General features: G+C 47.7%; 30 protein-coding genes and 1 riboswitch. Of the genes, 9 read left to right on the top strand and 21 right to left on the bottom strand.

All coding sequences use genetic code 11. The features are described from left to right. Positions 1 to 294: 294 nt before the first annotated feature. Positions 295 to 1,083, bottom strand: coding sequence for a GNAT family N-acetyltransferase (locus KNO73_RS11305; RefSeq protein ID WP_214758015.1), 789 nt, complete (start codon positions 1,081 to 1,083; stop codon positions 295 to 297). Between the two features lie 51 nt (positions 1,084 to 1,134). On the opposite strand from KNO73_RS11305, the gene KNO73_RS11300 reads away from it, so the two are divergent. Continuing rightward, on the top strand, positions 1,135 to 1,599 hold the full coding sequence (locus tag KNO73_RS11300) for a GNAT family N-acetyltransferase (protein ID WP_214758013.1): 465 nt from the start codon (positions 1,135 to 1,137) through the stop codon (positions 1,597 to 1,599). Here KNO73_RS11300 and KNO73_RS11295 read toward each other — a convergent pair. Genes KNO73_RS11295 through KNO73_RS11285 form a run of 3 tightly spaced genes read right to left on the bottom strand, consistent with a single transcriptional unit; the run spans position 1,588 to position 3,551 of the window. Further along, positions 1,588 to 2,178, bottom strand: a complete 591-nt coding sequence (locus KNO73_RS11295; protein WP_214758011.1) for an NUDIX hydrolase — start codon at positions 2,176 to 2,178, stop codon at positions 1,588 to 1,590. The genes KNO73_RS11300 and KNO73_RS11295 overlap by 12 nt on opposite strands. Further along, a complete protein-coding gene (locus tag KNO73_RS11290; protein ID WP_240499864.1) occupies positions 2,175 to 3,188 on the bottom strand; it encodes a S66 family peptidase in 1,014 nt (337 codons plus the stop codon). The genes KNO73_RS11295 and KNO73_RS11290 overlap by 4 nt, the downstream gene beginning before the upstream one ends. A gap of 54 nt (positions 3,189 to 3,242) precedes the next feature. After that, a complete protein-coding gene (locus KNO73_RS11285; RefSeq protein WP_214872919.1) occupies positions 3,243 to 3,551 on the bottom strand; it encodes a hypothetical protein in 309 nt (102 codons plus the stop codon). A gap of 142 nt (positions 3,552 to 3,693) precedes the next feature. On the opposite strand from KNO73_RS11285, the gene KNO73_RS11280 reads away from it, so the two are divergent. Both KNO73_RS11280 and KNO73_RS11275 read left to right on the top strand, forming a co-directional pair. Next, positions 3,694 to 4,008 (top strand): hypothetical protein, encoded by a 315-nt coding sequence (locus KNO73_RS11280; protein ID WP_078147833.1) that lies wholly within the window; start codon positions 3,694 to 3,696, stop codon positions 4,006 to 4,008. Positions 4,009 to 4,081: 73 nt separating this feature from the next. After that, on the top strand, positions 4,082 to 4,867 hold the full coding sequence (locus KNO73_RS11275; RefSeq protein ID WP_078147834.1) for an SDR family oxidoreductase: 786 nt from the start codon (positions 4,082 to 4,084) through the stop codon (positions 4,865 to 4,867). 35 nt (positions 4,868 to 4,902) lie between these two features. Here KNO73_RS11275 and KNO73_RS11270 read toward each other — a convergent pair whose 3' ends face one another. The 11 genes from KNO73_RS11270 to KNO73_RS11220 form a co-directional block, all read right to left on the bottom strand. Next, entirely contained in the window at positions 4,903 to 5,697 is a 795-nt protein-coding gene (locus KNO73_RS11270) for a GNAT family N-acetyltransferase (protein ID WP_078147835.1), read from the bottom strand. Positions 5,698 to 5,741: 44 nt separating this feature from the next. After that, the gene (locus KNO73_RS11265) at positions 5,742 to 6,239 is read right to left on the bottom strand and encodes an NUDIX hydrolase (RefSeq protein WP_214685224.1); all 498 of its coding nucleotides are present in this window, start codon (positions 6,237 to 6,239) and stop codon (positions 5,742 to 5,744) included. Beyond that, positions 6,236 to 7,303 (bottom strand): saccharopine dehydrogenase family protein, encoded by a 1,068-nt coding sequence (locus KNO73_RS11260; RefSeq protein WP_214687679.1) that lies wholly within the window; start codon positions 7,301 to 7,303, stop codon positions 6,236 to 6,238. The genes KNO73_RS11265 and KNO73_RS11260 overlap by 4 nt, the downstream gene beginning before the upstream one ends. A gap of 40 nt (positions 7,304 to 7,343) precedes the next feature. Then, positions 7,344 to 7,823 (bottom strand): hypothetical protein, encoded by a 480-nt coding sequence (locus KNO73_RS11255; RefSeq protein ID WP_074035407.1) that lies wholly within the window; start codon positions 7,821 to 7,823, stop codon positions 7,344 to 7,346. A gap of 90 nt (positions 7,824 to 7,913) precedes the next feature. Further along, complete coding sequence (locus KNO73_RS11250; protein WP_371816072.1) at positions 7,914 to 8,543, bottom strand: NADPH-dependent FMN reductase; 630 nt, start codon at positions 8,541 to 8,543, stop codon at positions 7,914 to 7,916. After that, positions 8,540 to 9,532, bottom strand: coding sequence for a ring-cleaving dioxygenase (locus tag KNO73_RS11245; RefSeq protein ID WP_214872917.1), 993 nt, complete (start codon positions 9,530 to 9,532; stop codon positions 8,540 to 8,542). The genes KNO73_RS11250 and KNO73_RS11245 overlap by 4 nt, the downstream gene beginning before the upstream one ends. A gap of 27 nt (positions 9,533 to 9,559) precedes the next feature. Then, complete coding sequence (locus KNO73_RS11240) at positions 9,560 to 10,003, bottom strand: MarR family winged helix-turn-helix transcriptional regulator (RefSeq protein ID WP_214872916.1); 444 nt, start codon at positions 10,001 to 10,003, stop codon at positions 9,560 to 9,562. A gap of 238 nt (positions 10,004 to 10,241) precedes the next feature. After that, complete coding sequence (locus tag KNO73_RS11235; protein WP_214872915.1) at positions 10,242 to 11,372, bottom strand: tetratricopeptide repeat protein; 1,131 nt, start codon at positions 11,370 to 11,372, stop codon at positions 10,242 to 10,244. Between the two features lie 49 nt (positions 11,373 to 11,421). After that, positions 11,422 to 11,961, bottom strand: a complete 540-nt coding sequence (locus KNO73_RS11230) for a ribonuclease FAU-1 family protein (RefSeq protein ID WP_078147841.1) — start codon at positions 11,959 to 11,961, stop codon at positions 11,422 to 11,424. Between the two features lie 62 nt (positions 11,962 to 12,023). Then, the gene (locus KNO73_RS11225; protein WP_215112495.1) at positions 12,024 to 13,076 is read right to left on the bottom strand and encodes a DUF58 domain-containing protein; all 1,053 of its coding nucleotides are present in this window, start codon (positions 13,074 to 13,076) and stop codon (positions 12,024 to 12,026) included. Between the two features lie 2 nt (positions 13,077 to 13,078). Then, a complete protein-coding gene (locus tag KNO73_RS11220; RefSeq protein WP_078147843.1) occupies positions 13,079 to 13,999 on the bottom strand; it encodes an AAA family ATPase in 921 nt (306 codons plus the stop codon). Between the two features lie 94 nt (positions 14,000 to 14,093). On the opposite strand from KNO73_RS11220, the gene KNO73_RS11215 reads away from it, so the two are divergent. The 4 genes from KNO73_RS11215 (at position 14,094) to KNO73_RS11200 (ending at position 16,620) form a co-directional block, all read left to right on the top strand. Further along, entirely contained in the window at positions 14,094 to 14,786 is a 693-nt protein-coding gene (locus KNO73_RS11215; RefSeq protein WP_215112494.1) for a hypothetical protein, read from the top strand. Positions 14,787 to 14,859: 73 nt separating this feature from the next. Beyond that, positions 14,860 to 15,600: a hypothetical protein gene (locus tag KNO73_RS11210; protein WP_078147845.1), complete on the top strand. Its 741-nt coding sequence runs from the start codon at positions 14,860 to 14,862 to the stop codon at positions 15,598 to 15,600. A gap of 45 nt (positions 15,601 to 15,645) precedes the next feature. After that, positions 15,646 to 15,744: riboswitch (TPP riboswitch) on the top strand. A gap of 66 nt (positions 15,745 to 15,810) precedes the next feature. Then, the gene (thiW, locus tag KNO73_RS11205; RefSeq protein ID WP_078147846.1) at positions 15,811 to 16,296 is read left to right on the top strand and encodes an energy coupling factor transporter S component ThiW; all 486 of its coding nucleotides are present in this window, start codon (positions 15,811 to 15,813) and stop codon (positions 16,294 to 16,296) included. 60 nt (positions 16,297 to 16,356) lie between these two features. Next, a complete protein-coding gene (locus KNO73_RS11200; protein ID WP_047794733.1) occupies positions 16,357 to 16,620 on the top strand; it encodes a hypothetical protein in 264 nt (87 codons plus the stop codon). Here KNO73_RS11200 and KNO73_RS11195 read toward each other — a convergent pair. Next, positions 16,615 to 17,091 (bottom strand): GNAT family N-acetyltransferase, encoded by a 477-nt coding sequence (locus KNO73_RS11195; RefSeq protein ID WP_078147847.1) that lies wholly within the window; start codon positions 17,089 to 17,091, stop codon positions 16,615 to 16,617. The two genes, KNO73_RS11200 and KNO73_RS11195, sit on opposite strands and share 6 nt — an antisense overlap. A 211-nt stretch (positions 17,092 to 17,302) precedes the next feature. Here KNO73_RS11195 and KNO73_RS11190 point away from each other — a divergent pair, with 211 nt between their 5' ends. Then, positions 17,303 to 17,701 carry a VOC family protein gene (locus KNO73_RS11190; protein ID WP_074035381.1) on the top strand — a complete coding sequence of 133 codons (399 nt, stop codon included), beginning with the start codon at positions 17,303 to 17,305 and terminating at the stop codon, positions 17,699 to 17,701. 118 nt (positions 17,702 to 17,819) lie between these two features. Here KNO73_RS11190 and KNO73_RS11185 read toward each other — a convergent pair whose 3' ends face one another. Then, positions 17,820 to 18,287 (bottom strand): hypothetical protein, encoded by a 468-nt coding sequence (locus KNO73_RS11185; RefSeq protein WP_078147848.1) that lies wholly within the window; start codon positions 18,285 to 18,287, stop codon positions 17,820 to 17,822. Between the two features lie 3 nt (positions 18,288 to 18,290). Next, positions 18,291 to 18,482: a helix-turn-helix transcriptional regulator gene (locus KNO73_RS11180; RefSeq protein WP_031421892.1), complete on the bottom strand. Its 192-nt coding sequence runs from the start codon at positions 18,480 to 18,482 to the stop codon at positions 18,291 to 18,293. A 177-nt stretch (positions 18,483 to 18,659) separates the two neighbouring features. Between KNO73_RS11180 and KNO73_RS11175 the strand changes: the two genes are divergently transcribed. Then, positions 18,660 to 20,474, top strand: a complete 1,815-nt coding sequence (locus KNO73_RS11175) for an LTA synthase family protein (RefSeq protein ID WP_215112493.1) — start codon at positions 18,660 to 18,662, stop codon at positions 20,472 to 20,474. A gap of 35 nt (positions 20,475 to 20,509) precedes the next feature. On the opposite strand, the gene KNO73_RS11170 is transcribed toward KNO73_RS11175, so the two are convergent. From KNO73_RS11170 to KNO73_RS11160, 3 genes are all read right to left on the bottom strand, one after another. Further along, positions 20,510 to 21,394 carry a VOC family protein gene (locus KNO73_RS11170; RefSeq protein WP_214814623.1) on the bottom strand — a complete coding sequence of 295 codons (885 nt, stop codon included), beginning with the start codon at positions 21,392 to 21,394 and terminating at the stop codon, positions 20,510 to 20,512. 14 nt (positions 21,395 to 21,408) lie between these two features. Continuing rightward, positions 21,409 to 21,693: a putative quinol monooxygenase gene (locus tag KNO73_RS11165; RefSeq protein WP_074035366.1), complete on the bottom strand. Its 285-nt coding sequence runs from the start codon at positions 21,691 to 21,693 to the stop codon at positions 21,409 to 21,411. A gap of 102 nt (positions 21,694 to 21,795) precedes the next feature. Next, entirely contained in the window at positions 21,796 to 23,253 is a 1,458-nt protein-coding gene (locus KNO73_RS11160; RefSeq protein ID WP_214757999.1) for a methyl-accepting chemotaxis protein, read from the bottom strand. Positions 23,254 to 23,302: the final 49 nt, after the last annotated feature.

The following is a 23,302-nucleotide window of genomic DNA, read 5'->3' as shown; positions in this document are numbered from 1 at the left end:
GTGCGAATATACCACTGGGGGTTAAAAAATTCAATATATGAAGTTTTTCATTTTCATGTCATACATGACAGCATGATGTGATATTTTCAAGTGTCACTTCACAAGGATTTCACTAGCGTTTTTTTGTATAGTATCCCACCCAGACGATACCACCGATGGAAAGGAGTGTTACACTCACACTAACTACTAGTATACCTCGCGACAGGTCGGGTGAAAGATTTGTTGTCAGCGCAATCAGGGTCGCGGTATTTCCACTAATCAGCGCAATGATACAGATGACCAACAACCGCTTCATCAAGCGTCCTTCACCATTTCAAATTGGGCAATCTCGTCTTGGACAAATCCCAATCGTCGTGCCGCTTCGACCCATTCAGGACGGTCTGATGTCAACGTGACATGAAGTGGCGATCGGCTCGCGGCCGCCCGCAATAGCCATTCCGCTTCTTCTGCTTGTCCAAAAACATCGAGCAAGACGTGATCGCGGTATAACAAAAATCCTATTCGATTCCCTTCTACGACTTTCACTAACTCAGCAGCTTGTTGGGTCACGCGCACATCGCGTTGCCAAATCGGAACGTGACTCGCCGCCGGATACAACTCATCAAATAACGTTTGAATCGGTTCATACGTCATGTCTGCGTTCGTTTCTAATGACACCGCTTGGAAGTAGAGAATTTCTCGAGTCGTTTCGTAACCTAGTCGTTCATAGAGAGACACTGCCGCATCATTGCCTTGAATGACTTCGAGTAAACGAGTGCCTACTGCCGCCTCTTCAAATCGTTTCATCAATTCGGTCGCGACTCCTGCTTTTCGGACATGTGGGGCGACAGCAAGCCCACCACAACGTGTCTGCCATCCTGAATCAAGATGTGCAATCCCGGTTAACACGACACCGACAGGTTCTTCACCATCATAGGCTACAATGGAACGGGACGGCTGATTTTGATCACGAACAAGAAAAACATCTTCGAAAGTCTGCTCATCAAATTGAAACGGAATAATATAATCAGAAAAACCGCTCATAAACGCACGGTATAAATCTTGTATTGGTGGATTTTGACGGTATGTAAACTGTGTCGACATATAATTCCCCTTTTCTGAATAAAAATCAATAATGCTCGAAGGAGACTTCTTATGAAAATCACGCTCGAATATCGAAATAGGACGCATCAATCGATTCTCGATACGTTCGCACTACCGACGGACCAAGAAAAGTATACGACCCTGCCCAAAGACATGGATGATCCATTACCTGATGGCGTTCATCCGATTGTCATCGTCGCATCGAAACCAGTCGGGATGTTCTTACTCCATGACAACGAACGCGTCATTTCCTATACGACCGAGTCGAATGCTTTGCTCTTCTCCGCCTTTGCTATTAACTATGAGGACCAAGGGAAAGGCTACGCTAAAGCGGCACTCCAAGCACTTCCGCAGTTCGTAAAGCAACATTTCCCTCATATTCGTGAAATCGTCCTGTCGGTCAATCTGAAAAACGAAGCCGCTTTCTCCCTTTATACGAACGTTGGGTGGAGCGATACTGGACGTCGAATCGGTGGACCGATCGGCGAACAGCGTATTCTTTCCTTAACGATTTAAAGCATCCATTCGTGTCAAACTCTCAAATATGTTTTGCCAGTAAGTCAGACGATGCGGAACTAAATCGGCTTGCGTGATTTGAACAAGATGATTCGTCATCAGTGAGCGTCCCTCAATCGTGCACATGCGTCCTGCTGTGATCGACATCAGTTCATTTCTTTGAACAGCTACGACATCCATCACTTCCTGGTCGTCAAACCGAAGTGTTTCATCTTGATAGACGTAGCCGTACGTATGTGCAAACTCGCGATCAAGAAACTCGTCCAGTTCAATCACGTCTTCAAAGATTCCCATAAAGGTGAGCTGTTCGAACGTCAATGACAGTCCGAGCTCTTCTTCAATTTCACGAACGCCATTCGCTAATGTCTCATCTGTTGCGAGGTGTCCCGCTGCCGTAATATCATATTTCCCGGGGAAATCCTGTTTCTCCATGCTTCTTCGCTGAAGATAAATGAGGTCTTCTTTCCAGAACCAGCAGTGGAACGTCTCATGCCAATCCCCGTCAAGATGAACTTGATTTCGCTCCTTCTCCCCTATTTTCCGGTAATTCTCGTCAAAAATAGTGAGGTGCTCCTTCATTCCGACACCCCATCTTCTAAAAATCGGATAATCCCATTCGTCGTATCTAACTCAACTTGAATGCCAATCGGGAAAACGTGTGATGGAAACGTGTGACCGATATCGACATTCGTCAAAATCGGAAAATCTTTTTCTCCGATGATTTCAAGCAACAAGTCGTTGAATGAGAAGGGAGCTGATTGATCTTGAAAATGCTCATGCTTCCCGATAATCAGACCCGAAATCTCATCAAACACACCCGCCAGCTTCAGCATACTAAGCGAACGTTCTTCTTCAGCCATCGTCTTAAACGAGTCTTCTAGGAATAGAATCGCACCTTTCAAATCGGGATAATAATCCGACTTGAAGAACCCAGACATCGTGTTCAGATTCCCGCCAATCAACGTTCCTTTTGCCTTTCCATCCTTCAGAGAAATCCATCCTTCATTCGGTTGGAACGTCTTGATACGTTGTTGCGTCGACCAATCGAGCATCTCTTCCGTCCATTCATCAGGGATATGTAACTGAAACGGAGCCGTTCGTTCTAAACAGAGGATGTCTTTGACATATTGCTCCCCCGTCTCGAACATCCCTCCGTATTCACCGAATGAGGGGACGATTGCCGGACCGTAAAATGTGACGACGTCCGTTTTGGCATAACAGGCCATCAAGATTGCCGTGACATCACTATATCCCATGATGATTTTAGGATGACGTCGGAGTTGTTCATAATCGATATATGGTAACACCGAGTTCGAATTTGTTCCACCAATTGTACTGATGATCGCTTTCACTTCAGGATCATGTAAAAATGCGTTCAATTCGTCAGCACGATCCCGAATGGACGAGGACCGATATCCTTCTGTTTTATATGTACACGTGCCCTCTTTCACCTTGAATCCCATCCGCTTGAGCTGTTCAACCCCACGTTGGTAACGCCCCTCAAACTGAACAGGTGCCGGAAAAGAAGGCGTAATGATCCCTATCGTATCCCCCACTTGCAACTTTGGCGGTTTAATTATGATCCCCACTCCCTCGTAACATCATTATGACCGCATTATACCGTAGGAGTGGTAAGTCATGCTTCAAAATAAATCAGGGTCTTCCGATAACGTTCTCACTTTTCGAACTTTCGCCGGGCGTCCTGTCCATCCGAGTGCCACAAAGAAAAATGCACCTGCGAGTACACCAAATAAAGCGGTCAACCCTACTTGAATCCCCACAAATCCATACTGTTCTCCCAGTTTCACGAGGAAGAGCGGTGCGAACAGGCAAGTCATACTGAGTGAAAAAAGACCTCCCCATACCCGTCGCTTTGCATTACCAATGGTGAACCAACCGAACCCGATCCATACACAAGCAACCAATCCTAGCGCACTAATCATCATCCACATGCCCACACCTCACCTTTTCGTTTTCCTTTCTATTCCCCATTTTTCTTGTGATTCCTACTATTTTTTCAAGTAAAGAGAGAATTTCCGGGTAAAGGTAAATTAGACAAGATGCGAAACGGGACAACAAAGGAGTGAGGTGTGCATGCGTTCACGATTAACCTTTGCCTTAATCTTTCTCGGTCTTTTTTTAGTCGCCGTTTATTGGATGAGCACGTGGAATGACAATATGGTCGAAGGACAGATTGAACGAATCGATATCCCCCAAATATTGATTGAATCTACCGAATCCTCTAAAGAAGTCACATTGCGTGTCATCTTAATCAATGATCAAACCGAAGTCACCGGCATCGTCAATAGCGTACAAGGGTTACAGAGCGGCCAACTGGTGACAATCGAGGTCATCCCGACGGATTCGAACTTGAACATCGCACGCACCATCGAAGTCACCGCTCCATGATTTTTTGAAATGAAGCGTAACTTTTCCAGAACTGTGGAATATGAGAACAGAATCATAAAAAGGAGTGATCGGATTGATTTCAAATAAATTACTATCTGGAAAAGTAGCGTTTGTGACCGGGGCAGCCTCCGGAATCGGACGTGCCGCGGTCATCCGCTTCGTTCAAGCCGGAGCAAAAGTCGCCATTGTCGATTTGAATGAAGAAGATGCGATGCGTCTCGCAAGCCTTGTCGGGGAAGAACGCGCTATCGGCATCAGTGCAGATGTGTCGGATGAATCCGCAATGAAAGAGGCCTACGAACGGACAATGGAACGATTTGGTCAACTCGATATCGTCTTCGCGAACGCCGGTCGAAACGGGACCATCACACCGATTGAACATTTATCATTGGATGATTGGAATGGCGTGGTGGAGACGAACCTCACTGGAACCTTTTTGACCGTCAAACATGCTATTCCTCATTTGAAAGAGAATGGCGGGAGTATCATTATCACTTCATCGATCAACGGGAACCGCTATTTTAAAAATTTCGGATTCAGTGGCTACGCGACGACAAAAGCAGGTCAAACCGGCTTTGCGAAAATGGCTGCTGCGGAACTCGCTCAATTCGGGATTCGTGTCAATTCTATCTGTCCCGGGGCCATCGATACGAATATTGACGATTCGACCAATCGAGACGATGCGTTGCTCGAAGAAATTGTCATTCCAATCGAATATCCACTTGGGAATCAACCGCTTGCCGGAAAATCGGGCTCCGCGAAACAAGTCGCCGATGTCGTCTTATTTTTCGCGAGCAACATGTCGAGCCACGTCACGGGCTCTGAAGTATACGTCGATGGGGCTGAATCGCTCTTGTAATCGAAAAGCAGGTCACCTCACCCGAGGCGACCTGCTTATTTAAGGATTGGACTTTTCATGACCGCTTTTTGATAGAACGGCTGAAACCCAAGCCGCTCCATGTTGCGACCGGATGCCGAATCGACCTTCGTCGTGACCGTCAACAGATTGCATCCAAGTGCTTTCGCTTCGGCAATTCGTTCCAAAATAAGTTGTGTCTGGTACCCTTTTTGCCGATACGTCGGAACGGTGCTCGTCAGAAACAATTCTCCAATCCCGTCTTGCGTGGCTAAAATCCCACCCGCTACGACAGCATCCTCTTCTCGCACGAGATAAGCATGATTACTCGGTAGTGCGTAAAAGCCTTTGGCTGTATCGACCGTCTCTTGAAGGATTGTGCCCGACTCGGCGAATCCAGCCGCAATGGCGTATGCCCACTCATGGAGTGTCTCATCCTTCACTTTTTCGACCTGGGTCGGTACAGATGTGGAGGCATGCTGTGTCAAATCCAACGTCCATACGTCCAAAAAATGATCGAGCGTGTAGTTACGTTCTTGCAATAAGCGGAGCAAGGAATCTTCCGCTAATGGGCAAACTTCAATATGTAAACGTGATACGTTCTTCCCACGCACCCATTTTTCCATTTGATGCAGGTCGTAAAAGCTTGTCGGCCGATTCAATCCGAATCCGACCGCAAAACTCATATTTCCCATTTTGAACACGTGCCCTTTTCCTTCTACGTGTAGTTCCGCACCTTCATAGGGAGGGGTTTGTTTACGATATCGAATGTAAGCAGACGTCCCCTCTGCTTTGATGCGTTCGATACGCCTTGCCAATTCTAAACGATTCACGCTGTTCCCTCCCTTATATATTCTATGTTGAGTGTAGCACATGTTCACGGTCGAATGAGATGACCGTATTGAATCAGCCGTTCCCGGACTGAAGGGACGAGTTCTACACACTCAAGGACCGTCTCCCACTCTTGTAATGTCACATCGACGACTTCATCTACTTGCAGTAATAGTTGTTCGAGGTCAATCGGTTTCTCGCACACGAGACAATACATATCCAAGAAATATGTGCCCCGCTCAATCGTTGTCACGAACCGGAGTTGCTCAGGCAATACATATAGTCCTAACTCTTCTCTTAGCTCACGGACCGCACCTTGTCGACTCGTTTCCCCAGCCAAAATCGAGCCGCCCGTCCCTTCCCACAGAAGCGGATACGTCTTATCCGGATGACGCTTCGACAGCAATAATCTCCCATCTGGATCGAACGTGAACACTTCGATGACCGTGTGAAACGTATGCGGCTCTAATTCATCCCCACGAAAGTGCGTTCGACCGAGCGGTTGCCGGTTTTCGTCGAGTAAATCCCATACTTCTCGATTCATGGACGAATCTCATCAATCACGAACGAAGAGGAACCTTGAATCTCTTCGATAAAGTGAGATCCGAATAGCATGGCTGGTGTAAAGCTTCCGGCAAGCATCCCACCCGAACCGAGCAACCGCTTGACGACGGCGAGCGCCCCGTAAACAGTGAAGGCATACGTACTTGCCGTTTGAATACGGACGACTACTTTTCGTCCTTCCTCATTCGTTGCTTCGCCCCATACGTACGTCGATGATTTTTCACGTACAGCCTCGTCTGGTCCCGATACGTTTTCGTCGACATAACGGAGCAAGCGTTCCTGCACGGCCTCTTTTCCGAGAATCGGGCTGAACCATGACAAAGCGCGAGCAGCATAGGCGGCCGCTGTCGGTACAGGAACCCAAGTCGTAATATTTGGAATGTCCGTCGTGTAGTAGGCGGTCGAAACGTCTCCCCACGGAATCGCAATGGCGGTACGGCTTCCGCGACCAAAATCAATCGTTCTCCGCTTTGCCCCAATTGGAAATGATGATAATTTGCCGTTCACACGTTCCACACTACTCGACCCTAGTCCACGAACGGCCGTCTTCATGGTTCCTGGTGAGATGCCGGCTGCCGCCGAAAAGCCAAGAGCGAGTGTTGTCGCATCCGGTATCAACTCTTTTAATTTCCGCGCGACACAGTCGGTCGGAATGACATCAAATCCGACACCCGAGCATAAAATCACACCACGTTCTTTGGCTTGAGCCGCTTGCTGTTTAGAATGGACATATTCGAACACTTCGATTTCCCCGGTAATATCTAAGTAATGCGTACCTGTCTCTAGACATGCCTCGATCATCACTTGGCTCGTATCCGTGAAAGGACCTGCACAATGAAGGACTAAATCTACATCGTGAAGCGCCTCGATTGCGGCTTCACGACTCAATGCGAAAATCGATGTTTCGCAACCCAGTTCATCTCCTAGGCGATGAATCGCTCTTGCGTTTCGTCCGGCAAGAACCGGACGCATTCCGTCACGAGCGGCTTGTCGTGCAATCAGCTCACCCGTATAGCCATTCGCCCCATAAATCATCCATCTCATTTTTACCCCTCCTTATGTTAATGTATCCTTGTTCGTTTCCCTAAAAGAAGTTGAATCGAACGAAAAGATCTTGGATGACATCGATGATATACACACTTCCCGTTACAATAAGCAAATATCCGATTGGGATGAGCAGACTTTTCACTGTTTGTAGTTTTGTTATGTCTCCCCGATGCTGTAGTAGACGATCCACCAAGTAAAACAAGGTCGCTGCGAGAAGACTGAGCCATGACAAGACGAGTCCGAATAGTATATGTAAAACAAACGAAGTGAACCACCTGAATCGTTTCGAACTGAGTCGATTCGCCAACCAGTCACTGCACCATGAGGTCACGACACCGTAGGTCAACATGATCGGAAAACTGACCGCTACATAGGCAACCGTCATCAAAAGGAAGCCATTCAGTACGCCACTCATCCCTCCATTTTCTCGTAGACCCATCATAGTGACCCCACACGCTAACAGAATCGCATAGACGGGCGAAGCGATGGATGCTGTGACGATTTTACGATTCCACATCTGCACTCCCCCTAATCCCTTCCAACTTTACACGACCTGTTCTGAAAACGCACAAAAACCAGCCTAAATTCAGGCTGGCTTCGCGATTTGTTAATTGTTTGCAACTTCTCCGGCTTTCATACGGACCGATTGCATCGCTTCCGTCCATGGAAGGAGTTGGTCGAGCATATCGTTTACCGATTGTGCTTGAACTTCTTTCGGAGCGAAATGCGTACCGTTCTCGAAGTCCGTGAAGAGTGAGAGTGCAGGATGGACACGTACGTGAGCGATTGACAATTCACTCAAAATGCCCCGTAAATGTTCTGTTGCCCGTGCTCCACCAACAGAACCGTAAGAGACGATTCCGGCTGCTTTGTTGTTCCATTCGACGCGTAAGTAGTCGAGTGCGTTTTTAAGAGATGCTGAGATGGAATGGTTATATTCTTGGACGATGAAGATGAATCCGTCCATTTGCGCAATTTTCTCCGACCAGGCTGCAACGCCAGATGCGTCCTGACCCGCTTCGCCGAGAAGTGGCAAGTTGTAGTCTGCGATGTCGATGACTTCATAGTTGGCATCGCCACGTTTGTCGGCGAGTTCTTTCACCCATTCCCCGACTTGTGGACTGACGCGACCTTCACGAGTTGATCCGAGTACGATTCCGATGTTTAACATAGTAGTTCCTCCTTGGTTATGTTGTGATGCATCTGATTTTCCAAACAAGCGATTTAAGAAACTCATTTCATGCCCTCATATTCTTTCTCAAATGTTTTCGTGCTTCTGACCGTATCGATTGGTCGTACCATCGCCTCGATTTGCGAACGTTTCGCTTCGAGGAACGGCGGGAGTGACAACTTCTCACCGACCGTCTCGTACGGCTCGTCTCCCATGAATCCAGGTCCATCTGTCGCCCATTCGAACAAAATTTGCGGCGCGACACGTGCATAGGATGATTCAAAGAAGAAGCGATCGACGTAGCCAGAAGTCGGCAAACCGAACTGTTGGAGACGTGCTGTCCATTCATCGAGGACGCTACGGTCTTCGACACGGAATGCGACATGGTGCACGGTACCGAACCCTTGACGCGCTTGTGGAGATGTCTCGTCGTGAATGACGATCACTTGCGCTCCGTTTCCACCTTCACCTCCTTCAAAGAGATACACATCACCTTCTCGCCCGATTTCTTTAAACAGCATCACTTGCTCCATCACTTGTTTGAAATATGTGATATCTGCGATGCGAATAAAGATTGGACCGAGTCCCGTAATCGCGTATTCAAGCGGGATTGGACCGTTCTTCCACGGCTCGCCCGACGCGATGCCTTCGTTGAACTCATCCGAGATGAGTTGATACGCCTGCTCATCAAAGTCGATGAACGAGAGCGTCTTCTTCTCGAACTGTTCTTGAATCCCTTCGTGCTCGACGCCGAGACGGTCGAAGCGACGGACCCAATACGTCAACGCTTCATCTGTCGGTACGCGGAACGACGTTTTCGCGATTTCATTCGTTCCGTGCTTACCTTTCGGGATACCTGGGAAGTCGAAGAAGGTCATATCTGTCCCTGCGTTTCCTTTATCGTCCGCAAAGAATAAGTGATACGTTTGAATGTCGTCCTGGTTGACCGTTTTTTTCACCAAACGCATGCCTAACACGTGAGTGAAGAAATCGTAGTTTTTTTCGGCACTACTCGTGATTGCTGTGACGTGGTGAATTCCTTTAACATGATTCATCATTCTCTCTCCTTTTATATCTTGGTTTCAAGATACATGATTAAAATTTTTTGCGGCTTCTGCCCGCTTTCCTATTTGTTTCAACTGTTCAATCGTTTCGTTTAATTGCATCCCTTCAAACACAGCGTTCATATGCTCCCTATGCTTAGGGAAAATATCTTGCATCAAGCGCTCTCCGGCATCTGTCAGCGCAGCGTATGTGATGCGACGATCGCTCGGACAAGCCTTACGAATGAGATATCCTTTTTCTTCTAACCGGTCCACGACGTACGTCATGCTTCCGCTCGAGAGGAGAATTTTCTTCCCGACGACTTGAATCGGTTGATCCCCTTTATGATATAAAAACTCGAGTACGGCGAACTCGGTCGCGTTTAACCCGTAAGACGCCACTTCCTGCTTCACCAGGTCTTGTAACGACTGAGAGGCACGTAACAGCACAGTAATTGTTTTTAGTGCATCAGATGGTTCCATCTGTCTCCCTCCTTTGTCCAAGAGAGCCATTAACTTAAATTCAAATATCTTTAATTCGAGATAAATATATCATGCGACAATTCTTCCGTCAATCGATTTGATTCAAAAAAATGAGACGGGTAGTTCCCGTCTCATTGCCCTCGCCATACGACTGTTGTTGCTCACTTAATTCCAATTTGACAGCATGTATACCAATTTTGTGCATCGATCGGGCGTAATGAAATCATGTCATTCTCCTTTAGTCATATGTCTCATTTAAGTTTCTTGCATAAAATGCGATAGCACGCCGGTACCGCGCGATGCTCTCGTCCGGTTTCGGACTTGCAAGCAGTTCAAGTAACGTTCCCGTCGCTTCTTCATGGCGACCGACGTTGTAATGGGTCATCGCTTGAAATACCTTGAGCGCCCCGTGATTCGGGAATTGCTCGATTGCCTCTTCAAATAACTGTTCCGCTTCCGTGTATCGTCCGAGTGCCCGATACGTACTGCCGAGTCCGAGATATGATTCCGCCAACTCTTCCCCCGTCAACCCGAGTCGGATGGCCCGTTCATAATGCGGGACCGCTTGACGTTCTTCACCGAGCGAGTCATAGCACCACGCACAGTACGCATGTAGCCTCGGATTCTTTTCATCTTTCCGCAAGAGCGACAGGAACAGTTGCTTCGCCTGCTCGAGTTGTCCCTCCTCACGGAGACGGACGGCTCGATCAAAGTCATGGTCTTCTGGCACGTCGGTCACCTTCTTCGCAAAATCTTCGTCTAACCAAGCTTGCAATGTTTCGTAATACTTTCCGATATGTACTCCATCGACGAGTGCATGATGGGCTTGGACGGATAACGGCATAACCAGACGCTCGCCTTGACGTTCGAACTTGCCCCAGGCGATGCGTGGCACGCTGTCATGTTGTTGCTGATGCGTCGGGTGCATGATACTCGTGAACGTGATCCACGGGACACTCGTGATATACAGTAAGTCGTCGGGCTCGTCATCCCCGACCACGACTTCATCGCCAGCTTGCTCCATCCGCGTCGTCACTTCCTGTAAGAATGTCGGTAAATCCTCATTGAACGTGGCCGCACAAAAGTTGAAGACATCCTCGTCTAACATGACCGTGAACGAGGGGTGGACCACCTCGTGTTCGACGACCTCTTCACCACGGATCCGATAGCGCAATTCCGGAATCGCGTTCGCCGATCTCACCGCACCGTATAAAAAGAGTTTGAAGAACGATTGGTTGCTCTCCTTGGCATATGTATATAGGTTCGTGACATCTACGTTTGCCGTCACGTTGAAATGTGGCGCATCAAACGCTTTGAAAAACTCGAAGTGCTTACGTCGTGCCCACGTCTCGATTTCAATTTTTTTCATAAAAACTCCCCCTCCTACGCTCTTACTGTAGCAGAGAGAGTGAATTCGCTCATAGCTTTTGTTTTAACTGTTCGTAATGTCCTTTTGCCAAATCAAAGTAGATGAAGTCTCCACGTTCGATCCGTTCGAGCGTCGCTTCGAACTCACGCCATCCACGTTCGACCTGTTCAGGCGTCAATTCGCCGCTTTCAGCCGCCGCCTTGAACTCATCCTCATCCTTTTTGACGATATCGCCATTTGGAAATACAAGAATATCGAGCAACAAGTCATCCATGTACGGAATGCCATTTTCTTCGCCGATTCGGTCGACGAGGTCGATATACCATTGCACGATTTCACCGTCAGGGTTGAACATGACCGTCACACCGAACGGTTCATTTTCCGGGAAATATTGGAGCCAAGCAAACCCGGCATCCGCCACGATGAATTCTTCCCCTTTGTGCTTTTTATATAATGGTGCGCGAACCTCATCGATTTGGAATAAGGCGACGACGCCTGAAAATTGTTCCGTCTGAACACGAATTTGCGCGTAGCGGTTCTTTAAAATCCGTTCCCAGTCTCGTCGATTCGCATACTTTCGTTTTGCCATATAGATCTCCCCTTTGGTCATCTCTATATGATACAGTTCGCCAGAAGAAGGAAAGTTCCTTGTTAGTCGTACAAATTATGCTGATTGAACCAAACGAGATGACTTTGCTTCAAGCGTTTCCGCTCGACCATACGGACGAATGCGTCTGTCGAGATGAAACGGTTCCTGGGATGGAGGTCGGCCAACATCAAGAGGATGAGGCGTGAACCTCGTTCTCCCTCTTGAAGAGAGATATGCTCCATCTTTCCTTCACCATTGAAGCGATTGATGAACAGTTCGACTTTACACTCCTCTTTTAAGAGACGAGTCGTCACATATGCGACCTGGCTGATGATCGACTCGAAGTCGTGATGTAATGTGTAGCCGGACGGCCCACTCAAGTCGACTGCGAACGTGAACGTGTCGAGCGACGTCTTTTGAAAGACTTTCGATTGGACTCGTCCAAGTTTCGCCGTCGCGACCCAGTCGATCTCTTTGACCGGTTCCCCTTCGTAAGGCTTCGAACCTAGAACCTGAAGTGGATTCCGTAAAGGTGATGCGGTCAAAGGACGGTCACCGAGTGCCAATCGTTTCGTACCGACCGGAGGATGTAACGTGAGGGACGGCAACACCGTCCATCGTTTCTCGATCGGGTACTCAAGAAGATACGTCCCGAGATGAAACGGGAGCGTCACAGCAAGTACGCACTCTTCGATATAAGCTGGTCCCCGGAATTCAGCCTGCACACGAAGCACGTGACGAGCCTGATCTGTCCGTAACGTCAAATCCAGACTGTTCGGGGACCGGTCGTGGTCTGGAAAGCTGAGCGCTGTATTGGTTTTCAAGCGAACGCGAACGGGAAGCCCGAGTCGTTCGATGACTTCACTTCCATCTAAAATCAGTTGTACCTCCGTCTCATCCCCGACAAAGAGAAGGGATTCGTGGCTATGTACGTGAAGCCGAAGAGCTTGTTCCAACTGTTTCCGTGTCCGTTCAAAGAACCAAACGATGCCCGTAAGTAAACAAAGCGCATATCCGACAATCTCCATGTACGGGACGAATACGAGAATCACTCCAGCGAATCCATAAACCGGAATCCACTCTTTCTGGAGGGCGTTATGTGTCGAGAACGTCATCTTCAGCCCTCTACCGGCACAGAGACGGTATCTAAGATGTAACGGATAATGTCCTGTTTCGTCGATTTGATGCCTCCTTCAAGCGTCAACGTCAAACGATGGGACAATACATAAGGTGCCACGGCTTTCACATCTTCCGGAATGACGTACAACCGATCATTCAGATAGGCGTAACTTTGAGACGCTCGCATGAGCGCGATGGCTCCACGTGGACTGACACCGACCTCAACGGATGCATGTTCCCGGGTCGCGTGAACGAGCCCGAGTAAATAATCGAGGACATCATCTTGAATCGATACTTGCTTCACTTCCTCCTGAGCACGGCGTAACTCGTTTAACGTCGCAACCGCCTCTACGGTTTTCCGTGTTTGGCGCATGACTTGTAAGAGGAGTTCTCTCTCTTCCGCAACATCAGGGTAACCGACCGGAATCGAAATCAAGAAGCGATCGAGCTGGGCATCCGGTAAGGGGAACGTCCCCGCTGATTCAATCGGGTTTTGCGTCGCGATGACGAAAAATGGTTTCGGCATCGGATATGTCTCTCCCCCGATGGAAACTTGTCGTTCTTCCATCGCCTCAAGCAAGGCGGACTGCGTTCGTGGAACCGCTCGGTTGATTTCATCAATCAAGACGATGTTCGCAAAGATTGGTCCTTGGCGATGATCGAACGTCTGCGTCTGCATGTTGAAATAGTCTGCTCCGATCACATCAGACGGTAACAAGTCGGCCGTGAATTGAATCCGGGAAAACACCCCGTCGAAGCTAGCCGCAATTGTTTTGGCAAGTAACGTTTTTCCCGTGCCTGGCACATCTTCTAATAGAATATGTCCTTCCGCGAGTAACGCCGTACAACAGAGGCGTACGACATCCTCTTTTCCTAAATACACTTCGTTCAACTGTTTGATGACCTGCTCCATGCCCATATGACGACCTCCATTTTTTGTCTTAATCAAACTTTACCTTTTTATGGTAAGATAAACAACAAATAGTCTGAACATTCAAAAAGGAGGTAACTTCTTGCGCTGGACGAACAAGTTTTTTCTCATGATTGCCGCCACACTTCTCGTCACCTTTACAATGATGGTGGTTGCGACCGGGATATTCGAATGGCTCTATAACCCGGAAACGATACCGGTCGAGGAAAATAATAGTCCTCCTACGAATTTCAAATCAGATGAAGACAGTAAGCTTTTAATAGATGAATCTAAAGCAGATTATCCGTATGAATTAGATCCTCGAAAAGGAAAAATAAAACTTCTTGAGAGATTTACGGGCTCTGGAGAGTCCACACGACGAAATCTCGGTTTATCGGTCGCTTTGATTGCATTCTGTTTGCTCGGTTTTTATGTCTATCGAAAGCGAAAGCAACGTTTGGCGCGCGCACGAGATCATGTTGATTCAAGCATAGACCCGCTTGTAGAATCGCTACAAAACAAGAACGCTTCGTCCGTTTCGACGCTCACAGCGTTCACGAACGTCCCGATTCGCGATGCGCTGATCACATTTAACCAATCTCTCGTACCAGCCAAGCGATTGCGTGCTCATGAGACATTGCAAGAGTGGTTCCAACGCATCGATTTACCGATGAACCCGTCCGTTTATCATGCGGTTCGCTACGGCACCTCTTCAGGTGTGACGATTTCTGAAGAAGATACACTTCACTTCAAGAGAACACTCGATACCTACGCGACACGTCCTCACCCCGAGTGAGAATGTGCACAGGTTCTGCTTTTTCATCATGAATGATAAAATGGTGGAAAATGTCAGTTAAGGGGATGGAAACATGAGACGATGGGCGATATTCGGATTAAGTGCACTTTTACTCGCGGGTTGTACAGATACGGTGGCAGACAATCCAACCCCAATCGAATCACCCGATGAACCCATCACCGAATGGACGCGTGAGGACTTTAAAGACGTCTATGACCAATACGAACAAACGAAACCGCTCCTTACTGCCCTTGAACAACAAGGAATCAAACCGTTTCGGGAGACGTTCGAACGGGTCATCATCGCAGGCAACGGCCTCGAGCATACGTATGCGGATATTTATCCATTCAAGCTCGATGACGGGACGTATGCTACCATTTTCGACAGTCAAGACGGAACGGTGATCAATGGTTCTGAGTCGGTCGCTCCGCTATTCTGGCAAGAGGAATCTTTCCTTCAATACGTTGAAGAGATTGAAAATCGGAAATTCGGTACAAGTGCCCCACCTACCGATGTCGTCCTCACGCAGGATGAATTCCAAACGGTCTATGACCGCCATGCCTACACGTCAGCTCTCCTCGTCGAACTCGATGAAGCGGGCGTCGAACTGGCACGGGAGCCAATCGATGATGTGATCATCGCCGGGAACGGCGTGACTGAAGTCACTGCCGACTTGTTCGTATTCGATGTCGAGAGCGGGTATGCCATCGTATATGATCAGGACGGAGAAATTTTAAAAGGCCCCGAATCCATCTCACCGCTCTTTTGGAACGAGAAGGACTATGAGGACCTGTTAGCCAAGAATGAGGGATAATTTCGCCCCTTTTCCGATTTTAGCTATGCTATACTCAAATCAATAAACGACCACTAGGGGAGCCTTCGGGCTGAGACGGCATTTGCCGGACCCTTTGAACCTGATCTGGCTCATACCAGCGTAGGGAAGTGGCTTGGGATACGTCTCTGTATGTCCACGCCATTTTTCCGTCTGGAAACGTGGCGTTTTTATTTTGAAAGGAGACTATTCATGCGTATTCAACAACTCACTTGGATGGCAATGCTCGTTGCCATCGCCGTCGTCGGTTCGATGTTCATCTCGATTCCTACAGGTGTCGCCCGCGCTTATCCGATTCAACATATGGTGAACGTGATTGCCGCAGTCACCGTCGGTCCAATCGGAGCCGTTCTCGTCGCTTTCGTCACCGGACTCATTCGCGTCATGACCGGTACAGGATCACTGCTCGCATTCCCTGGTGGCATGATTGGCGCGTTTCTTGCCGGCATGTTCTTCGTTCGCACGAACCGCGTCTATGCGGCCGCTCTCGGAGAAATCATCGGGACTGGGGTTATCGCTTCGTTGATTGCCGTCCCGTACGCAAAACTGTTGATGGGTTCGACGTTCGGTGCATTTTTCTTTGTCCCGGCGTTCCTTGCCTCTAGTTTGACGGGTGCGCTTCTCGGTTGGCTCGTCTTGTCGCGTGTCAAACAGTTGCGACCGAGCGTACTCAAATAAAAGCTCCCTTTTTGGATGAAAATGGTAAACTATAGACAACATCTATAGAGGAGGGGTTTTATGTCTCGTTTCAATCAACTTGTAGCGGGTGGTATTTTGTTGTTTTTGTCCGGACTCTTATATACGCTCGAACGCATCGCACTCTACATACGTTGGTACGCCGAAATCTCAACCGGGAGCTGGTTGGAAAAACCGACGTTTGTCGATCCATTTCTCCAAAACTGGTTCGTTACCTTGTTTCTCTTTGCCGCTATCCCCTTCTTCTTGGCAGCTATGAATGTCACGCAAAAAACAAGTCCATCCGAGAATCCGACCGACTCATGACGGTCGGTTTTTTGTATGATAGACCCAAATCGCTTCACCGTTCCATTCATCAATTAAGCCACTGTCGAAAAAGCCGTTCTTCGCATAAAATCGTTTCGCGGCTTCATTCTCTTGATGGAGACTGAGGATGATATCATCCACGTCGTATTGTGTCTGGATGAATTCCACTGCCATGCGTAGGCACTTCGTTCCAACGCCTTTCCCCTGTTCGTATTGATCAATCATGAAACGGTCGAGCCACACGTAACGTTCTGACTGGTTCTCCGCTCCGACCATCATAAAGCCAACCGCTCGCTCGCCTTCATAAAATGCAAAGCTCTGCCAATTGTATTTCGTATCCTCAATCATCTCTCGAAGGGATTCGGCATTCGTCTCGATGAATCGAGATTGTTTCTCGTCCACTGTCAGGGCGATGACCGCCTCTCGATTGACTGCATCAACCGGTTGAATCGTGATTTCATTTACTTTCATATGTTCACCTCATTCTTTTTTTAGTCCTTTTCTCTCTTTCATACGCTTTCTCCCGTAAAAAGTTTCTTCTCCCGTATCTTCGAAAGCATGCATTCGTTACACTAGACGTACGAGACCCGGATGGACATACGATCAGCCTCATCTCAGAAGAATTGACTTCTCCGTTCCACCGTGATCGAGTGAAAGATTTGCAAACGAAAGGAAACAACCAATGAAACAAATCCATCATATCTGTATCCAAACCCCGGATTATGCCGCATCGAAGTCATTTTACGAAGCGCTCGGTTTTGAACTCGTCCAGGAGTCGCCAAACTTTCATACGCGTGACTTCAACAGTTGGCTCAAACTCGGTGATTTTTATATTGAGCTCCAGACTGCTAAAACAGATGAAACGTTACAAGACTACTCGAAACATGTGGCCGGTCCCGTCCATTTCGCCCTCTATGTAGATGACCTCAAAGCGGAAGTCGCACGACTCGAACAACTCGGCGTCACGTTTTTACCGAAGCACGGTGGCAACATCTACTTCGTCGTCGATGGACATTTAAGTAAATTAAAAGCACCGGAAGGAACCATCATTGAACTGCGTGATACGTTCGAGATTACATAATCAGAGCTTCACAGTTATCTAACAAAACCAGGTCCATGTTTGCATGGGACCTGGTTTTGTTATGCACTCTTAAAGACATAGATGTCCTATTTGAAGTAAAACGAATATATCAACTCGGTCATGAAAGCTCACGATTTTTTCTAAATGACCGTTGAAGTGAAATGAATTGTGCGACCAGAAGTAACCCATTTGAAAGAAGTGTCATTGCTAACAAGTCCACCCAAGAGTAAATCACTACACCTGTCACCTTTAATGCTATTGCCACTCCAGCAAACAAAACAGCAAACTTCGATGTGGAACCAATCAGTTTCCTTAGTTCGATTTTATATTCAGATTTCTCAACAACGTTTGTATACTCCATACCTGAGAGAATATAGCGAATCCATACATAGAGACTTAGAATTGCTATAACACTCAATAAAATATATGAAGACTCAGTGTTGAATATACCTGAAAATCTATTCAATAGAACGACTACTCCCAAAAATCCAATGAACAAAACGAAAGCCTCGGCTATAAAGTACAACATCCGCCTTTCTTTATATTCGTCATTTGGTAAAAACATTGTGACCCATGATTCTTTCATCTTTTACTCCTCCCAGAATAAATCATTTAACGTGACGCCCAGAACCCTCGCAATGGCAATACAGAGTTTCAAAGAGGGATTATATTTATTCGATTCGATCAAACCGATTGTCTGTCTAGTCACACCGATCGCCTCTGCCAAATCGGTTTGAGTAAGATTCTTTTCTACTCGATGTTCTTTTACTCTATTTCCCATGTCTGTCTCCTAATTTAGTTGCGCAATACCTAAAATGTAATATATATATTCCATTAACGCAATATATATATTACATATTTTTGATTACGAATGAATCTCCATCACACTTTCTACGTTTTCTCTGTTCATAAGAAAGGAAAGGATACAGTAACTACATTTTGAGTTAGGAGATCACTAATGAAATATCTCGATTATTGGAGCTACTTGTCACTCTCTCTGGCAAAGCTCTTCTTTTTTAGCTGGTTGACCGCGACGGCGTTCGACTTCTCATTCTTCCTCATCAATTTGGCGACGATTTTGCTCCTGACGAGTTGGGCACTCGCCGTGTCTTATCCGATCCGCCGATGGATTTTATACGTTTCTCTGTTCCTGCATAGTACCCTGCTCGTCTCGGACGTCTGGTACTATCGCTATTTTGAAGACTTATTATCCGTCGCCTTACTATCTGATATCGGGCAGATGGGAGATGTCGGGGGTGGCTTCTTGACGCTCATCCGCCCAATCGATGCGTTCTTCTTCATCGACCTCATCATCTACGGTTTGATTTTGCGTTATATGAAACGTCATCCTGTCCGTGAAGGGAAACGAAACGGAAGACGATTGGCGCTCGCTGGCTTCACACTCGGATTTCTTCTCTTCACAATCCCGCTCACCCTCAGTTATCAGCGTGGAGAAAAGTGGATCGCGGACGACCCCATATCGAATATGCGTGAATACTATCATCTTGGATTTTGGGGCTATCACGCGATGGATGTCGCCCGAGGCGTCGAACGTGCTATGGGATGGAACGAAGCCCTGACAGAAGAAGAGCGTTCTCAAATTCAAGCACTCTCTTATCAAGAATTAAGTGCCCCAAGTCCAGATACGAACGTTATCGTTTTACAACTCGAATCATTCCAAACATCCGTCATCGATCAACAGATTGATGGACAGGAACTGACCCCGAATTTGAACCGACTGCGACGTGACATGCTTTACTTCCCGAACGTGTATCATCAAACGCATGAAGGGCGAACGTCTGATGCAGAGTTCATCGTCAACACGTCACTTTATCCTGTCAAATCTGGTTCCGTCTACACGCGTTTCCCGGGAAATCAATTCAGCGCGCTCTCTCAATCCTTGAATGAGGCGGGCTACGATACGGCAGCCATGCATTCGTTCCGAAAAGACTTTTGGAATCGCGATGACTTTTATGACAATATCGGGTTCAATCATTTCTTTAGCGACAAAGACTACCCCGATCAAGGCATCATCGGGATGGCACTCAACGACCAAGAATTCTTAAATACGTCGGTCGGATTTATGGAAGAGTTGGATGAACCATTTTACGCATTTTTAGTCGCTTTAACGAGTCATACACCGTACGATATCCCGGAAGACGAGAAGCGGTTGGACCTATCTGATATCGACGATCCCCTTCTCGAAAACTATTACCATACCGTTCATTTCGTCGATGCCGCTGTCGGTCAGTTCATCGAACGATTGAAACAAGATGGTTTCTGGGATGAGACGCTTCTCGTCATGTATGGTGACCACGATAGCGGTCTGACGGCACCAGGAGAAGAGATGGCTACCCTCGAAGAAGTGAACTCGACGGTTGACGCGTTTCAACTTGACCGTGCTGTCCCTCTCTTCATCAAACCACCTGGACCGACGACAGGAGAAGTCATGGAGGCGAGTGGTGGGCAAATCGATATCGCCCCGACGATTCTCGATTTACTTGGGATCTCTCCGGCATATATGCTTGGCGACTCCCTATTAAATGATACGTCAAATCTAACCGTCTTTCGGACGGGCGCTTTCCGATATGAAGATCATTACTATGAACCAGACTTGACCGAGCGTGCTGGTAACGGCACATGCTATTCCATTGAGACGGAAGAACAAGTCGCATTCAATCGATGCGCCCCTTACATCGACCGCGCGGCCAGTCAGCTCCGGCTCTCGGATACCATCATCGAGAAAGATGCCCTCTCGCAAATGAGTCCATGAAAAAACTCCCGAGCTATTTGTCTCGGGAGTTTTGTTCAGTAAGCTTTACGCAATGTCGCGATATCAAGCTTTTTCATGGGCAGACATGCCTGTACGACCTGTTCAATCTGCTCTTGCGAACCAACCGTCATCATCTCTTCCATTTCCCACGGGATGATTTGCCAGGAGACGCCATAGCGATCTTTCAGCCAACCACACTCCTCTGCTTCCGGTACAGCCGATAGCCGCTCCCAGTAGGAATCGACTTCTTCTTGCGACTCACAAAACGCAATCAGCGACTGCATCTCGTTGAACGCGAATTGATGATTTTCCGCGCTGTCCATGGTGACGAACTCGCGTCCGGACAAGACGAAGCGGGCGTAATTGAGCTTCCCTTCCAACTTCGGGCCGTCTGTCCCCCCGTAACGAATCATATGGTCTTCCAGCACGTAAGAATCCGGGAAAATCGAAATCCAGTCATTCATCGCCGCTTCAGCATGACCAAAGACGTCCCCGACGAACAAAAAGCATGGGGTCACCGTCTGGATGTCCATCCCGCCGCTATGCATGATTTGCCAGGATACCCCGTGCTTGTCTTTCAACCAGCCATAGCGCGCGCTGAAATCATACGTGTCAAGCGGCATGAGCACCTCTGCCCCCTCACTCAATTCGCCCCAAAGCGTATCCACTTCTTCCGACGTCGGGAACGTGACCATGTACGAGATGGAGGGATTGCGGTCCTTCAACGGACCCGCCCCAAGCAGTTGCAAGAACTGTCCCGACAGCGAGACGGTCACAATCGTCGTCTCACCTGAAGGCGTATCCATCAGTTTCGTCGTATAGTCGATGAACGAATCGGGAAACTTCGAGACGTACCACTCCGCAATCGCTTCGACGTGACTTTCGAACCAAATACACGGGATAATCGATTGGGTAATCATTAGATTTCCTCCTTTCAGACTTCACGTAGACGATACACGTCTCTCACGGCGAGCAATGTCTCCACTCGTTTCCGGTACGCCTGATAATGGGCTGAATGGATATGCGCGTCGAGCGCCGTCTCGTCCCGATATTTCTCATAGAACACGAACGTGCCCGGGGCATCGATTGACTCATGGAGCACATACGTCAAACATCCTTCTTCTTGTCTCGATGGGGAAATGACTTCATCGAGCGCTTGCCTTAACTCTTCCTCTTTCCCCGGATATGCCTTTAATACAGCGGTAATCACGATTTCCATTGCAAATTCCTCCTCCGTTTTACATGAACGCAATACTTTTCCCGTTTTAGAAGAGATGTATACGCAAATGGACACGCCGATTTGTAAAGGCGTGTCCATCGTTTAGACGAGTTCGTTCGCAATCTCGTTCAGTTCTTCAATTTGATCTTTCAACGAAGCTAACGCTTCTTGTTGTGAAATCGTCAACACATGAACGTCTTGGCTGTTCGTTTCGAGTGCCATCGTCAACGCCGTCATATCACCCGTCACTTGATGGACTTTGTGTAATTCTGCGGCGGCGATTTGGAGCTGACTCGACGTCTCATCTACTGTTCCTGCGACCGTATTTGTCGTTTGAATCATGGAAAGGATCGACGCCCCACTCTTACGGACTTGTTCTTCCTGCGTCGATAGACGTTCTGTACTGCCATCGATGGCACGTTCCGTCACTTGTACCTCTTGCATGACGAGTTGGATAATGTCATTAATCTGAGCTGATGCTTGTGCCGTTTGAGCGGACAAATTTCGAATCTCCGTCGCGACGACGGCAAACCCTTTTCCGTGTTCACCTGCTCGTGCCGCCTCAATTGAAGCGTTAAGAGACAACAAGTTCGTCTGAGACGAGATTTGCTGAATCGTATCCGTGATGGTCCGCACTTCTTGGAAACGCTCCGCCAATCCTTTAAAGGCTAGATTCACTTCACCGATACTTAAGTTCAGCTCAGCAAGCGACCGTTCTGTCGAATCCATATTGTCATGTGATAGTTGAGCGTCTTGTAAGACACCGTTCACGTGCGAGGTTGTTTCTTGAAGCTGTTGTTGCATCCGTTCAAACGCCTGTACAGTGGATTGAATTTGTGAGGCGACATTCTGAATCAAAACTGCTTGTTCAGACGTTCGTTTTGTCATCGAACCAATTTGGGCCGTGACTTGTTCTGAGGCGTTCGTGACGGAATCAACGGAATCATTCATTGTAAATACCGCGCCATGAAGCATTGTCGCACTCGCTGTCGTCTTCGCCATGGTGAGTTCGACCTCACTCGCATGCTGTTCAGCTTGTTGTTGTTGTGTAAACGTCTCGTGTAATAATTTTGCCCCAAAGAAAGAAACGAAGTAGGCGCCAGACAAAGCCATTGTGAGCACAGTGAACCAAATGACGAGATCGAGCGGCGTTTCAAATGAAAAGCGCCCAATCAATACAGCTCCGACCGATACGATAAGCGCGAGAATGCTGCCGTACAGCACAAGATGCCGATTCAAGTACATCAACATCAATACGATATACAGAAAGACGATATTTTGAATCGCAGTACCTGGCAGCGTCAAGATAATTGCTGAAGCTGCAATGTACATCAACGTGACGAGCCCATACTTCAACCAAGTATGTTCCACATAGAAGCGATGGCCCAGCCATGATGCGGCTTGAATGACACCACCTATCAGAATAAAATTGACTGCGCCTTGCCCCGCGAGCTCCCCCATCCAATACAAAACACCCATGATCGGATAAGAAAGGAAAAACAAAATGATTATCATCCGCGATACGAGTAACGAGCTCATTTTCTCAAAATGATTTACCATGATTGTTGCCTTCTTTCAATAAAAGTAAGAGTCTATATGTATTTATCGG

It is taken from the genome of Exiguobacterium sp. s83 (assembly GCF_018617095.1).
Taxonomy (GTDB): domain Bacteria; phylum Bacillota; class Bacilli; order Exiguobacteriales; family Exiguobacteriaceae; genus Exiguobacterium; species Exiguobacterium profundum.
The sequence above is the reverse complement of the archived record's forward strand: the minus strand, read 5'-3'. Positions and strand labels throughout refer to the sequence as shown.